At 59.6% G+C, this 13,362-nt stretch carries 17 protein-coding genes; 10 read left to right on the top strand and 7 right to left on the bottom strand.

From position 1 onward, the window contains the following. Nucleotides 1-11 precede the first annotated feature (11 nt). From M0D69_RS24590 to M0D69_RS24600, 3 genes are read left to right on the top strand one after another with little or no spacing between them, the layout of a single operon-like run. Entirely contained in the window at nt 12-1,070 is a 1,059-nt protein-coding gene (locus M0D69_RS24590; RefSeq protein ID WP_301784470.1) for a sulfate/molybdate ABC transporter ATP-binding protein, read from the top strand. Nucleotides 1,071-1,094: 24 nt separating this feature from the next. Then, nucleotides 1,095-2,021 (top strand): CysB family HTH-type transcriptional regulator, encoded by a 927-nt coding sequence (locus M0D69_RS24595; protein ID WP_122171588.1) that lies wholly within the window; start codon nt 1,095-1,097, stop codon nt 2,019-2,021. Nucleotides 2,022-2,057: 36 nt separating this feature from the next. After that, entirely contained in the window at nt 2,058-3,062 is a 1,005-nt protein-coding gene (locus tag M0D69_RS24600; RefSeq protein ID WP_301784471.1) for an asparaginase, read from the top strand. Nucleotides 3,063-3,093: 31 nt separating this feature from the next. Here the strand turns inward: M0D69_RS24600 and M0D69_RS24605 are convergent, their stop codons facing one another. From M0D69_RS24605 to gcl, 5 genes are all read right to left on the bottom strand, one after another. Continuing rightward, entirely contained in the window at nt 3,094-3,552 is a 459-nt protein-coding gene (locus M0D69_RS24605) for a GNAT family N-acetyltransferase (RefSeq protein ID WP_301784472.1), read from the bottom strand. A 221-nt stretch (nt 3,553-3,773) separates the two neighbouring features. Next, on the bottom strand, nt 3,774-4,274 hold the full coding sequence (gene lysM, locus M0D69_RS24610) for a peptidoglycan-binding protein LysM (protein ID WP_301784473.1): 501 nt from the start codon (nt 4,272-4,274) through the stop codon (nt 3,774-3,776). 311 nt (nt 4,275-4,585) lie between these two features. Then, on the bottom strand, nt 4,586-5,467 hold the full coding sequence (gene glxR / locus M0D69_RS24615; protein WP_301784474.1) for a 2-hydroxy-3-oxopropionate reductase: 882 nt from the start codon (nt 5,465-5,467) through the stop codon (nt 4,586-4,588). A gap of 18 nt (nt 5,468-5,485) precedes the next feature. After that, a complete protein-coding gene (gene hyi / locus M0D69_RS24620; protein WP_301784475.1) occupies nt 5,486-6,289 on the bottom strand; it encodes a hydroxypyruvate isomerase in 804 nt (267 codons plus the stop codon). A 14-nt stretch (nt 6,290-6,303) separates the two neighbouring features. Beyond that, nucleotides 6,304-8,079 carry a glyoxylate carboligase gene (gene gcl / locus M0D69_RS24625; RefSeq protein WP_301784476.1) on the bottom strand — a complete coding sequence of 592 codons (1,776 nt, stop codon included), beginning with the start codon at nt 8,077-8,079 and terminating at the stop codon, nt 6,304-6,306. A 142-nt stretch (nt 8,080-8,221) separates the two neighbouring features. On the opposite strand from gcl, the gene M0D69_RS24630 reads away from it, so the two are divergent. The 7 genes from M0D69_RS24630 to M0D69_RS24660 all read left to right on the top strand — a co-directional run bounded on the left by M0D69_RS24630 (nt 8,222) and on the right by M0D69_RS24660 (nt 12,607). After that, nucleotides 8,222-9,133 (top strand): LysR family transcriptional regulator, encoded by a 912-nt coding sequence (locus M0D69_RS24630; RefSeq protein ID WP_301784477.1) that lies wholly within the window; start codon nt 8,222-8,224, stop codon nt 9,131-9,133. 172 nt (nt 9,134-9,305) lie between these two features. Next, complete coding sequence (rpsF, locus tag M0D69_RS24635; protein ID WP_047896820.1) at nt 9,306-9,680, top strand: 30S ribosomal protein S6; 375 nt, start codon at nt 9,306-9,308, stop codon at nt 9,678-9,680. 38 nt (nt 9,681-9,718) lie between these two features. Continuing rightward, nucleotides 9,719-10,018, top strand: a complete 300-nt coding sequence (priB, locus tag M0D69_RS24640; protein ID WP_047896821.1) for a primosomal replication protein N — start codon at nt 9,719-9,721, stop codon at nt 10,016-10,018. A gap of 2 nt (nt 10,019-10,020) precedes the next feature. After that, nucleotides 10,021-10,296 carry a 30S ribosomal protein S18 gene (rpsR, locus tag M0D69_RS24645; protein ID WP_047896822.1) on the top strand — a complete coding sequence of 92 codons (276 nt, stop codon included), beginning with the start codon at nt 10,021-10,023 and terminating at the stop codon, nt 10,294-10,296. 28 nt (nt 10,297-10,324) lie between these two features. Continuing rightward, nucleotides 10,325-10,780, top strand: a complete 456-nt coding sequence (gene rplI, locus M0D69_RS24650) for a 50S ribosomal protein L9 (RefSeq protein WP_301784479.1) — start codon at nt 10,325-10,327, stop codon at nt 10,778-10,780. A gap of 142 nt (nt 10,781-10,922) precedes the next feature. Beyond that, nucleotides 10,923-12,311, top strand: a complete 1,389-nt coding sequence (locus tag M0D69_RS24655; protein ID WP_301784480.1) for a replicative DNA helicase — start codon at nt 10,923-10,925, stop codon at nt 12,309-12,311. A 119-nt stretch (nt 12,312-12,430) separates the two neighbouring features. After that, nucleotides 12,431-12,607 carry a hypothetical protein gene (locus M0D69_RS24660; protein ID WP_301784481.1) on the top strand — a complete coding sequence of 59 codons (177 nt, stop codon included), beginning with the start codon at nt 12,431-12,433 and terminating at the stop codon, nt 12,605-12,607. A gap of 82 nt (nt 12,608-12,689) precedes the next feature. On the opposite strand, the gene M0D69_RS24665 is transcribed toward M0D69_RS24660, so the two are convergent. Both M0D69_RS24665 and M0D69_RS24670 read right to left on the bottom strand, forming a co-directional pair. Then, nucleotides 12,690-12,965 carry a BrnA antitoxin family protein gene (locus tag M0D69_RS24665; RefSeq protein WP_301784482.1) on the bottom strand — a complete coding sequence of 92 codons (276 nt, stop codon included), beginning with the start codon at nt 12,963-12,965 and terminating at the stop codon, nt 12,690-12,692. Beyond that, entirely contained in the window at nt 12,949-13,218 is a 270-nt protein-coding gene (locus M0D69_RS24670) for a BrnT family toxin (RefSeq protein ID WP_301784483.1), read from the bottom strand. The genes M0D69_RS24665 and M0D69_RS24670 overlap by 17 nt, the downstream gene beginning before the upstream one ends. Nucleotides 13,219-13,362 lie beyond the last annotated feature (144 nt).

Genomic DNA, 13,362 nt, shown 5'->3' on the forward strand with positions numbered 1-13,362 from the left:
CGAAGATCACCATGAGCATCATCGTTCGCAATTTGCAGAAGCGTTTTGGCGATTTCGTCGCGCTGGACAACGTCTCGCTCGATTTTCCGGCGGGTGAACTCGTCGCGTTGCTCGGACCGTCGGGCTGTGGCAAGACCACGCTGCTGCGCGTGATCGCGGGGCTGGAATACGCGGACGCCGGTTCGGTCGTGCTGAACGGCGAGGACGTGGCGGCCGTGGGCGCTCGCGAAAGGCAGGTCGGTTTCGTGTTCCAGCACTACGCGCTGTTCCGTCACATGACGGTGTTCGAGAACGTGGCGTTCGGCTTGCGCGTGAAACCGCGCAAGGAGCGGCCGTCTGAAGCGGTGATCCGCGAAAAAGTGCATGAATTGCTGAAGCTGGTGCAGCTCGACTGGCTGGCGCAACGGTTTCCGTCGGAACTCTCGGGTGGACAGCGGCAGCGGATCGCATTGGCCCGGGCGCTCGCCGTCGAACCGAAAGTGCTGCTGCTCGACGAACCGTTCGGTGCACTCGATGCCAAGGTCCGCAAGGAACTGCGTAGCTGGTTGCGTCGCCTGCACGACGATTTGCATATCTCCACTATTTTCGTGACCCATGATCAGGAAGAAGCGCTTGAAGTCGCGGACCGGATCGTGGTGCTCAATCGTGGACATGTGGAGCAGGTCGGCAGCCCGCAAGATGTCTACGATCATCCGCAGACGTCGTTTGTGTACGAGTTCCTGGGCGCGGCAAACCGGCTCAAAGGCAGCGTGGATGCAAACGGTTTTGTGGCGCAAGGCGCAGCACAACCGATCGCCACTGAAGCGAATTTCGCGGGCCCGGCCGTGGCCTACGTCCGGCCGCACGACCTCACGCTGTTCCCGACGGCTAGCGGTCATCGCGATGGCATCGTGGTCGATGTCCGGCGCGTCGTGACGCTGGGCGGTTCGGTGCGCGTGGATCTGGAGGGCGCTGAAGGTAATGTGCTCGAAGCAGAACTGGATCGCGAAACCTGGCGTGGATTGAACCTGAATATCGGCGATGGCGTGACTGCCGTACCGCGCGTCCTGCGCGTGTTTCCGGCGCATTAAGAATACTCAAGAAGAGAGGCTGACATGAACTTCCAGCAATTGCGTTTCGTGCGTGAAGCCGTCCGGCAGAACATGAATCTGACCGAGGTCGCGAACGTGCTTTATACGTCGCAGTCGGGTGTATCGAAGCAGATCAAGGATCTCGAGGACGAACTCGGCGTCGACATTTTCATTCGACGCGGCAAGCGCCTGACAGGCCTGACCGAGCCGGGCAAGGAAGTGCATCAGGTGATCGAGCGCATGCTGCTCGACGCCGAGAATCTGCGTCGCGTTGCCCGCCAGTTCGCCGATCAGGACAACGGCCATCTGGTCGTGGCGACGACTCACACGCAGGCGCGTTATGCGTTGCCCAAAGTGATTCGCCAATTCACCGAGGTGTTCCCGAAAGTCCATCTCGCACTGCGCCAGGGCAGTCCGCAACAGATCGCGCAGATGATCATCAATGGCGAGGCGGATATCGGCATCTCGACGGAAGCGCTCGACCGTTATCCGGATATCGTCACGTTCCCTTGCTATTCGTGGCATCACACGGTGGTTGTGCCGAAGGGGCATCCGCTCGTTGGCCGTGAAAACCTCACGCTCGATGAAATCGCCGAATATCCGATCGTCACCTACGATCACGATTTCACCGGCCGTTCGCACGTCGACCAGGCGTTCGCGAAAGTGGGCGCGCTGCCGGACGTGGTGCTGACCGCTATCGACGCCGACGTGATCAAGACGTACGTTGAGCTGGGCATGGGTATCGGCATCGTGGCGGCGATGGCCTTCGACGAGAAGCGCGATACCGAACTCGTCGCGCTCGATACGCAGCATCTGTTCGAAGCCAGCACCACGCGCGTGGGCTTGCGCAAGGGCGCTTTCCTCAGGGCGTACGCGTACCGGTTGATCGAGATGTTCGCACCGCAACTCGACGAAGCGCAGATCGCGGCGCAATTGCGGGAAGCCGCTTAGAGACCGGCCAGCCGCCGCTCCGCTACAATTGCGGCCATGAACTCTTCACACACTTCATTGCCGCGGATCGCCGTGCTGGCCACCGGCGGAACCATCGCGGGCGAGGCCGGCGATGCCGCGAAAACCTCGGGCTACAAAGCGGGCGTAGTCGGCGTCGATAAATTGCTCGGCGCCGTGCCGTTGCTGTCGCAAGTCGCGCGGATTCAGTCGGAGCAGGTCGCGAGCATCGACAGCAAGGACATGACGCCGGCGCTGTGGGCCACGTTGTGCGCGCGCGTGAACGCGCTGCTGGCGCAGGACGATATCGATGGAATCGTCATCACGCACGGCACGGATACGCTCGAGGAAACGGCGTACCTGCTGCATCTGACCGTTAAAAGCGAGAAGCCGGTCGTACTGACGGCCGCCATGCGCCCGGCAACGGCTTTATCCGCCGACGGCCCGCTGAATCTTTTAAATGCGGCGACGGTCGCGGCGAGCCGGGCATCGTGGAAGCAGGGCGTGCTGGTCGCGTTCAACAACCAGATCCATTGCGCTCGCGACGTAACCAAGACGAGCACCTATGCCGTCGATGCCTTCAGGTCACCCGAAGGCGGTGCGCTCGGCTGGGTGCAGGACGGACAGGTGGAATTCCAGCGCTCGGTGGTGAGGCCGCATACGTTGCGGAGCCCGTTCCAGATAAGCGCCGAGCCGCCGGCGGTCGAGATCGTGACGAGTTACGCGGGGGCGTCGCGAGCGGCTATCGATGCGTTCGTGGCTGCCGGTGTCAAAGGCCTGGTGATCGCAGGGACGGGCAACGGCTCGATTTATTCGGCGCTGCAGCAAGCCCTCGCCGATGCCGTCAAGCAAGGCGTGGCGGTCGTGCGGTCGTCACGGGTGGGCGCCGGGCACGTGATGCGCAACGGCGCCGCGCCGGACGATGCACTTGGCTCGATTACGGCGGGCGCTTTGAATCCGTACAAGGCGCGCGTGCTGCTGATGCTGGCGCTGGCGGCGGGCACCACACCGGCGGACCTGCAACACGTGTTCGATACGTACTGACGGAAGAGAAACGCTGGGCCTTGGCTACCGCTCACCCCAGCATCTTCCGATACTGCACGAACCCCGACCGGTCCGCGATGCGGTCATACAATTGCATCGCATCGGTATTGGTCTCGTGGGTCAGCCACCAGACCCGCGAGCATTGCGCTTCTTCGGCCTTGGCATAGACGTGCTCGATGAGCTTGCGTCCGATTCCCGCGCCGCGAGTATCGCTCTCCACGAACAGATCCTGCAGATAACAATAGTCGCCGGTGGTCCAGCACGACCGATGCATGATCCAGTGCACCATTCCGACTACACGCCCGTCCATGACCGCTACCGCGCCGAACACCGGTTCTGCCGGATCGAGCATTCGCCCCCACGTGCGCCGCGTGGTATCCATGGGGATGTCGGTCTTGTAGAAGGCCTGATAGCCGCGCCATAGCGTCAACCACGCATCAAAATCAGCAACGGCCACCGATCTGATCTGAAGAGAGGTTGTTGATGTCATGGTCGTCCTTGTATTGGCGTGTGTTGGGATGGTGCGAAATGGTGAAGGAGATCATAGAGTGCCTTCGCCAAGCCCAAAAGAGCCAGCCTGGATCATTTGCAAGGAGCCACGCGAGGGTTGTCGTTCGACCAGGGCATATCAAACCCTTCGAAATCCCACGCAACAAAAACGCGACCCTCGAGTCGCGTTTTTATTCAACAGTTCAACCATTCAACCGGTCTTCAAGCCACGGCGGGAATCCGCAGGACCTGTCCCGGATAAATCTTGTCCGGGCTCTTGAGCATCGGCTTGTTGGCCTCGAAGATCATGTCGTTCTTCGCACCGTTGCCGTAGTACTTGTCGGCGATCTTCCAGAGGTTGTCGCCGGAAACCATGGTATGGAATTGCGAAACGGGCGTGGGGTTCAGCACGGTTAGTCGATCGTCGACCTTGTCCACGTGTTGCACATTACCTGCTGCCACGAGGATCTTTTCCTTGGTCGCCTGATCGGCTGCCTGGCCGCTGACCGTGACCGTGTGCGACGCACCGTCGAAGCTGATTTGGAGGTTGTCGGCGTTCAAGCCTTGCGAACGAACGTAGGTAGCGATGGCGTCGCCGGCTGTTTTGTTCAACGCTGCGATATTGGGCGGCGGTGTAGTGCCAGCGGGCGCTGCCTTTGCTGTCGTCGATACGGCGCCAAACAATTTCTCGCCTGCTTCCCTGATGAAACTGAACATGCCCATGCTGCAACTCCTGTAATAACCGGGTGAATCGGCTCGATAGAGCCGAGCCGGTTAGTCGCGAGAACTAACCGATAGCTCTCGGATTTCGCCGATGGAGTTGTAATACTGTGTGGATGGAACTTGGGTCGGGCTCGCAGTCAGGCCCACAGTCAGGCGGTAAAACAAAAAAAGATCCGGCAGGCGGACACCCGGCAATGACGTCTGACCGACCAAGGCTTCCACGTCATCACCGGGCGCCGCTCGACGGACCCAGCTTTTATTGCACTTTATGCAACCGGCTATGCGTATGCATCAACCGGTTTTCAGGCAGTTCATTCGGTAACCTGATGATTCGACATCAGTTCCAGCGCTTTCACCATTCCCGAGTGATCCCATTCGCGCCCACCGTTCGCCACACACACGCTGAACAATTGCTGCGCGCTCGCCGTATGCGGCAACGCCAGACCCAGCTTCTTCGCACTCTCCAGCGCGAGGTTCAGATCTTTCTGATGCAATTCGATCCTGAAGCCCGGATTGAACGTGCGCTTCGTCATGCGCTCGCCATGAACTTCCAGAATCCGCGATGCGGCGAACCCACCCATCAACGCACGCCGCACGCGCTCGGGATCCGCGCCGGATTTCGAAGCGAACAGCAGCGCCTCGGCCACCGCTTCAATGTTCAATGCTACGATGATCTGGTTCGCGACCTTGCACGTCTGTCCCGCGCCGTTATCGCCGATGAGCGTCACGTTCTTGCCCATCACTTCGAAGAGCGGTTTTGCGCGTTCGAACGCTGCTTCGGGGCCGCCGACCATGATCGTCAGCGTCGCTTCGCGGGCACCCACTTCGCCACCTGACACAGGCGCATCGAGGTAATCGCAGCCGAGCGCGTTGATTTTCTTCGCGAACGCTTGCGTTTCGAGCGGCGAGATGGAGCTCATGTCGATGACAAGCTGGCCTTTCTCGAGTCCCTTCGCCACGCCGTCTTCAGCGAAGAGGACGTTCGCGACATCGGGCGTGTCCGGCACCATCAAGACGATGATTTCGCTTGCCCGAGCGACTTCGGTCGAGCTGGCAACCAGTTTGCCCAGCGAGCGCAGGTCGTCAGGCACGGGATACGCCCCGTTCAGCACCAGCGCGTGGCCAGCTTTCTTCAGATTGCGCGCCATGTGCGCGCCCATGATTCCAAGGCCGATAAAACCAATTGTTGCCATTACGTTCGTCTCCTCCAGTTATGCCACTGCTCGCGCAGTCTTCCAGCCAGCGGTTTCCTGCAGCCAGCCAAGGCCGGCTTCAGTCGTGCCGTGCGGTTTGTACTCGCAACCGATCCAGCCGTCGTAGCCGAGTGAGTCCAGCAGCGAGAACAGGAACGGATAGTTGATCTCGCCCGTGCCCGGTTCGTTGCGGCCGGGGTTATCGGCCAGTTGAATATGCGCGATCGACGGCAGGTTGCGCTTGATCGTGGCAGCCAGTTCGCCTTCCATGCGCTGCATGTGATAAATGTCGTATTGCAGGAACAGATTGTCCGAGCCGACGTCGCGAATTACATCCAGTCCTTCCTGCGACCGGTTCAGCGCGAAGCCGGGGATATCGAAGTAATTGCACGGTTCAACCAGCAAACGGATGCCTTCTTTCTTCAACGCATCGGCCGCAAATTTCAGGTTTTCTACAATAGTCGCCCGTGCTTCCGCGAGGCTCACCGAAGCAGGCGGAATGCCGACGAGACAATTCAACTGCGGCACGTTCAGCGCTTTCGCGTATTCGATAGCCCGCGTCACGCCCTCACGAAATTCCTCTTTCCGATCGGGCAGGCACGCGATGCCGCGCTCGCCGCCCTCCCAATTTCCTGCCGGCAGGTTATGCAGCACAAGCTGGAGATTGTTGGCGTCAAGACGCTGACGAAGGTCCGTTGCCGGGTACGGATACGGGAACAGGAACTCCACCGCTTCGAAGCCCGCATCGGACGCCGCCGCAAAGCGGTCGAGGAACGGCACTTCGTTGAACAGCATCGTCAGGTTTGCTGCGAATTTCGGCATGGTTCAGTTCTCTCTCAGGCGTGGTGCGCGATGGCCGTCGGCGCGTCTTGCTCGGTTTCGGCGAGCGGCTCGAATTCATTGACTGCATCGATCTCCGCGCCCATCGCGATATTGGTCACACGCTCGAGGATCACTTCGACGATGATCGGCACGCCGAATTCCGCGAGCATTCCCTGCGCCTTGCGAAGGGCGGGGGCGAGGTCTTCCGGATTGAAGACGCGCACTGCCTTGCAGCCGAGTCCTTCGGCCACCGCGACGTGATCGACGCCATAACCGTTCAGATCGGGTGCGTTGATGTTCTCGAAGGCGAGCTGGACGCAATAATCCATGTCGAAGCCGCGTTGTGCCTGACGGATCAGGCCGAGGTACGAGTTGTTCACCACCACATGGATGTACGGCAACTGGAATTGCGCGCCGACAGCAAGCTCTTCGATCATGAACTGGAAGTCGTAGTCGCCGGACAGCGCCACGATTGGCCGTTGCGGGTCCGCAGCGCGCACGCCGAGCGCAGCCGGAATGGTCCAGCCGAGCGGGCCGGCCTGACCGCAATTGATCCAGTTGCGCGCCTTGTACACATGCAGGAACTGCGCGCCGGCGATCTGTGAAAGACCGATGGTCGAGACGTAGCAGGTATCGCGGCCGAAGACCTTGTTCATCTCTTCGTAGACGCGTTGCGGTTTCATCGGCACGTTGTCGAAGTGCGTCTTGCGATGCATCGTGCGCTTGCGTTCCTGGCACTCGCCAACCCACGTGCCGCGATCCTTCAGCTTGCCTGCGGCCTTCCACTCGCGCGCTACCTCGACGAACAATTCGAGCGCGAACTTTGCATCCGAGACAATGCCGAGGTCCGGTCCAAACACGCGGCCGATTTGCGTCGGTTCAATATCCACGTGCACAAACGTACGGCCCTTCGTATAAACCTCGACGCTGCCCGTATGCCGATTAGCCCAGCGATTGCCGATACCCAGCACGAAGTCGGACGCGAGCATGGTGGCATTGCCGTATCGATGCGCGGTTTGCAGACCGCACATGCCGGCCATCAGCGGATGGTCATCGGGAATGGCGCCCCAGCTCATCAGCGTGGGGATAACCGGTACGTTCATGAGTTCGGCGAATTCGACGAGGAGATCCTCGGCCGCTGCGTTCAGCACGCCCCCGCCGGACACGATCAATGGCCGGTCGGACGCCGTCAGCATCGTCAACGCCTTTTCGATCTGACCGCGCGTCGCTTTGGGCTTATAGACGGGCAGGGGTTCGTACGTATCGATATCGAATTCGATTTCCGCGAGCTGCACGTCGATCGGCAGATCGACCAGCACCGGACCCGGACGGCCCGAGCGCATCAGGTGGAATGCCTGCTGGAACACGCGCGGTACGAGCGCCGGTTCACGCACGGTCACTGCCCACTTGGTCACCGGCTTCGCGATCGATTCGATATCGACGGCCTGGAAGTCTTCTTTATAGAGACGCGCACGCGGCGCCTGACCCGTGATCGCGAGAATCGGGATGGAGTCGGCCTGGGCGGAATACAACCCGGTGATCATGTCCGTTCCCGCCGGTCCCGATGTACCGATGCACACGCCGATATTGCCCGGCGCTGCCCGCGTATATCCTTCGGCCATGTGCGACGCGCCTTCCACATGGCGCGCCAGCACGTGGCCGATGCTGCCGGCGCGTTGCAGGGCGGAGTAGAACGGGTTGATTGCCGCGCCCGGAACGCCGAACGCCATTTCGATCCCTTCTTTTTCCAGCACGAGAACGGCTGCGTCGACTGCTCGCATTTTTGTCATCTCTGTCTCCTTCCATTGTGTTCTGCTGCGTTCCGCCACTGCGGGACGTCGTTTAGTGGACTTTATGCGTATGCCGGAGTGTTGATAAGATCAGCCATGGTCGTTTTATCCAATACAAAAAGTATGGAATGGAGACACTCAAATGGACCGCTTCAGGCAGATTGAGACATTCGTGAAGGTCGCCGAGGCCGGCAGTCTTGCCGCGGCGGCGCTGGAGGAGGGCGTGTCGCCAGTGATTCTGGGGCGGCGTATCGATGCGCTCGAGAAGCGTCTGGGCGTGAAATTGATGTACCGTTCGACCCGCCGGCTGGTGGTAAGCGAAGAGGGCGCGGCGTTTCTGGAGCGCTGCCGTGGACTGCTGGCCGACTGGAACCAGGCTGAAGACGAACTCGCCGATGGCCAGCGCACCGTCGATGGCCATCTGATCGTGTCCGCGCCCGCAGCGTTCGGACGGATGCACGTGGCGCCCCACGCCCCCGGTTTTCTCGCCGATAAACCCGCGCTGCAGATGTCGTTCAACCTGAACGACCGCGTAGCCGATTTGATCCGCGAAGGTTACGACCTGTCGATCCGGATCGGCGGCGCGGTCGACCAGAACTTCGTGGCGGTGAAACTAGCGGAGAACCGCCGCGTGGTCTGCGGCACGCCGGCGTATTTCAAAAAGTACGGCAAGCCGAAATCCCTCGATGACCTGCCGCGCCACAACTGCCTCGCGTTCAACTTGCAGGGCGGCCAGAACCGCGGCTGGTATTTCCGTCGCAACGGCAAACTCGTGACGGTGCGTGTCTCCGGCAACCTGGATTGCAACGACGGCGAATTGCTGCACCGGTGGGTGTCGGAAGGGCACGGGCTCGGCTGGCGCTCCACGTGGGAGATCCAGCGGCAACTGGCGGCCGGCGAGCTGGAAACCGTCCTGGACGAGTTCGCGCTGCCCGACTACGACATCCTCGCGGTCTATCCGCAGCAGCGCTACGTGCCCGCAAAAGTGCGCTACTTCATTGATTATTTGAAGAAAATCTATGCGCAGCCGGATTACTGGAGCCGCGAACGGTGACGCTCCGGGGGAACGCAGCTTCACACGGCTAAGCCCTTGAAAACACAGCGGAAGTAAACCGCGAAATGCGTAAATCAGTTGTGCGGCCGACCTGATCTCGCTATAATCGCTGGCTTCTCTCTTGCCGCACCGGTCCGACGCCCGGGTGGCTTTATATCCTCAAGGAGTAACAATGCGTCATTACGAAATCGTATTTATCGTGCATCCGGATCAAAGCGAGCAAGTGCCCGCCATGATCGAACGGTACAAAACCACGATCACGACTCACGGTGGTTCGATCCATCGCATCGAAGACTGGGGCCGCCGTCAGCTGGCTTACATGATCGAGAAACTCGCGAAGGCTCACTACGTGTGCATGAACATCGAATGCAGCCAGGAAACGCTCGAAGAACTGGAACACGCGTTCAAGTTCAACGACGCTGTGCTGCGTCACCTCATTGTCAAGATGAAGAAGGCCGAAACCGGTCCGTCGCCGATGATGAAGGAAGTGCATCGCGAAGAAGCCAAGAAGGCGGCCAGCCAGCCGTCGACTGAAGCGCAGGCTTAATAGACAGCCCTTACAGGCGTCAAGCCACCAGGATTTAAGTGAACCGGCTGCAACTGACAGCAAGCGTCGTGGAACGCGAACCGGTGCGGTACACCCCCGCCGGCGTCCCGATCGCAAGTTGCACGTTGCATCACCGTACGGAAGTCGTCGAAGCGGGCATTGCCCGGCAAATCGAACTGACTCTCCCGGCGGTAGCGGCCGGAGCTGCGAGCGGCAAGCTGGAAGGCATCGCGATGGGCGTTGAAACGCTCTTCACGGGCTTCATGGCCAAGAAAAGCCGCAACGCGCGAACCCTGGTGTTTCACATCACAGAATTGCAGGATATTGGAAAGGACTGAACATGCCCCGCCCGACTGGTAAGAAATTCGACAAACGTCGTCAGCAACAAAACCCGCTCTTCAAGCGCAAGAAGTTCTGCCGTTTCACCGCGGCCAATGTCGAGTACATCGACTACAAGGACACGGAAACGCTGAAGGACTTCGTTGGTGAGAACGGCAAGATCACGCCGGCTCGTCTGACAGGAACGAAGGCTCACTACCAACGTCAGCTCGATACGGCTATCAAGCGCGCTCGTTTTCTCGCGCTGCTGCCGTACACCGACCTGCACAAGGCCTAATCAGACGACGCAATAAGGAAAAAGCCAAATGCAAATCATTCTTTTGGAAAAAGTCGTCAACCTGGGCAACCTCGGCGACATCGTGAAGGTCAAGGACGGTTACGCACGTAACTTCCTGATCCCGGGCAAGAAGGCTCGCCGTGCAACGAAAGACGCAATCGCGGAATTCGAAGTGCGCCGTGCCGATCTGGAAAAGGTTGCGGCTGAAAAGCTGGCAGTCGCTACGGCCCTGGGCGAAAAGCTGAGCGGTGCTACCGTTCAGATCTCGCAAAAGGCTGGCGTCGACGGTCGTTTGTTCGGTTCGGTGACGAACGCGGACATCGCTGACGCGTTGAAGAAGCAAGGTCTGGCCGAAGTCGAAAAGTCGCAAGTGCGTCTGGCCGACGGCCCGCTCAAGCTGGTTGGCGATCACGCCGTCCAGATCGCACTGCACACCGACGTGGTTGTTGACGTCACGGTGTCGGTGCTGGGCGAACACGCTTAAGTATCTAGCCGGCCGGGCTGAGTCCTGCCGCTGATGCAAAAGTAGTGCCGCAGTAAAAGAAAGGCGGGAACCGCGAGCGGTTCCCGCCTTTTTGTTTTTCCGGTCTCGCCGCCGCCCGTCATTTCGCCGATAATTCCTCCCCATGAACGCACCGTCGAAAGATCCCCAACTGGATGCGCTGAAAGTTCCGCCGCACTCCATCGAAGCCGAGCAGTCCGTCATTGGCGGCCTGCTGCTGGATAACGCCGCATGGGACCGTATTGCGGACGTGATGTCGCACAGCGATTTCTATCGCTACGACCATCGGATCATTTATGAGGCGATCGGCAAGCTGATCGCGACCACACGTCCAGCCGACGTGATCACCGTCTACGAGGCGCTGACGAACACCGGCAAGGCCGAGGAAGTCGGTGGGCTGGCCTATCTGAACGCGCTGGCGCAGAACACGCCGAGTGCGGCGAACATTCGTCGATACGCGGAAATCGTACGGGATCGCGCGGTGTTGCGCCGGCTGGTTTCAGTCGCCGATGAAATTTCCGCCGATGCCTTTAATCCGCAAGGCAAGGAAGTGCGCCAGTTGCTGGACGAGGCCGAGGCGAAGGTGTTCTCGATCGCGGAAAGCGGCGCGCGCGGGACGCAGGGTTTTCTCGAGATCGGGCCGCTGCTCACGCAGGTCGTCGAGCGTATTGACACGCTTTATCACACCGCCAATCCGAGCGACGTGACCGGCACGCCGACAGGTTTTGTCGATCTCGACCGGATGACGTCGGGCATGCACGGCGGCGAATTGATCATCGTGGCCGGCCGGCCATCGATGGGTAAAACCGCGTTTTCGATGAATATCGGTGAGTACGTGGCTGTGGAATATGGCCTGCCGGTGGCTGTGTTTTCCATGGAAATGCCGGGCACGCAGCTCACTATGCGTATGTTGGGCTCGGTCGGCCGTCTGGACCAGCACAGAATGCGTACCGGCCGTCTCACCGACGAAGACTGGCCGAAGCTCACGCACGCGGTGCAGAAAATGAGCGAGGCGCAAATTTTTATCGATGAAACCGGTGGGCTGAACACGATGGAATTGCGCTCGCGCTCGCGTCGTCTGGCCAGGCAATGCGGGAAGCTGGGCCTGATCATCGTGGATTATTTGCAGCTCATGTCCGGCTCCGGTTCGGCCGGTGAAAACCGCGCGACGGAAATTTCGGAAATCTCGCGTTCGCTCAAAAGTCTCGCCAAGGAACTTGATGTTCCCGTGATGGCGCTTTCGCAGTTGAATCGCGGGTTGGAGCAGCGTCCGAACAAACGTCCGATCATGTCCGACTTGCGGGAATCCGGCGCTATCGAACAGGACGCGGACGTGATTCTTTTCATTTATCGCGATGAGGTTTACAACCCCGATACCCAGGATAAGGGCACGGCGGAGATCATCATCGGTAAGCAGCGCAACGGTCCAATTGGTCCTGTTCGGCTCACGTTCCAAGGGCAATACACGAAGTTCGAGAATTTTGCCGGGGCACAGAATTTCTACGGCGACTAGGGAATTGATACGCCGCACGCACTCGATTTGACGCCCGTCAGGGTGCGGCGGCGGTCCCGCGAAGGTACAATGTGGCACTTTTATGTCAGCGCCATTTTGAGCCGCCTTCCGGGATTTTCATGTTCGGAGCCGGTCCCGAGCATGTGTACGAACGCGTCGATTGCGGCGCTAAGGCTTCGATCCTGCTGGCTCGCATTGAATCGCTGGAAAAGAGCCGCGCCGTGTTGCTGGCCGCAGCAATCGAGCGGGCGGGGAAAGCAACTCCCGACGATGACGACGAACCGCCGGGTTATTAGCGTTGTCGGCCCAAAGGGTAAGCCGATCCTGTAACACTGTGCCCGCCGATGATTTCTTCACGAGCGGGCCGCGTGTTTCGAATCAGATTCGATGTGTCTTGATCCAGTCGCGCAAAGCGTCATTCATGCGGGTTTGCCAGCCGTCACCGCTTGCTTTGAACCGCTCGACTACATCATGGTCATATCGGATCGTCACGGACACTTTTGGCTTGGCAACTTTCGGGCGACCGCCGCGCCGCTTCATTTGCGCGAACTGTTCATCGGTTGGCACGAACGTATCTGGGTCGGCGTCAATGCCTCGCTGGATCACGGCATCTTCGTCCGGTGTTGGCATGTGAAGCTTAGGTTTGCTCGACATAGCGTTTAACCTCTCTCGAATTCGCCCGTCTAAGGCTGATGACGCGGAACGCTTCTCCGCGCTGCGTGAACAGCACGCAATACAGGTGCCCATCGATCGGCGCGTAACCAATCTCGCGAAGCTCGCCATAGTCCCGGCGATCATCCGGCGCGCACCACACAGCGGACCAATCTATTTTTGCGGCGAGCACGAGCGATACGCCATGTTTGCGCTCGTTCGCCTCGCTTTTGTTTTGGTCATATTCGATGCGCATGCGGTTATTGTAGTTACAAAAACAATGCTAGACCAGATGTTTTTGTAGTTACGCTTTGAGCGCCTTGTTGGAATCGAGGGTTGGCCCTGCGCGGTGAACGAAATCGAACGATAAGGGAAGTTTCGAAATAACCCATGATGCGCG

The sequence above is a fragment of the Caballeronia sp. SEWSISQ10-4 2 genome (genome assembly GCF_030464885.1).
Classification (GTDB): Bacteria; Pseudomonadota; Gammaproteobacteria; order Burkholderiales; family Burkholderiaceae; genus Caballeronia.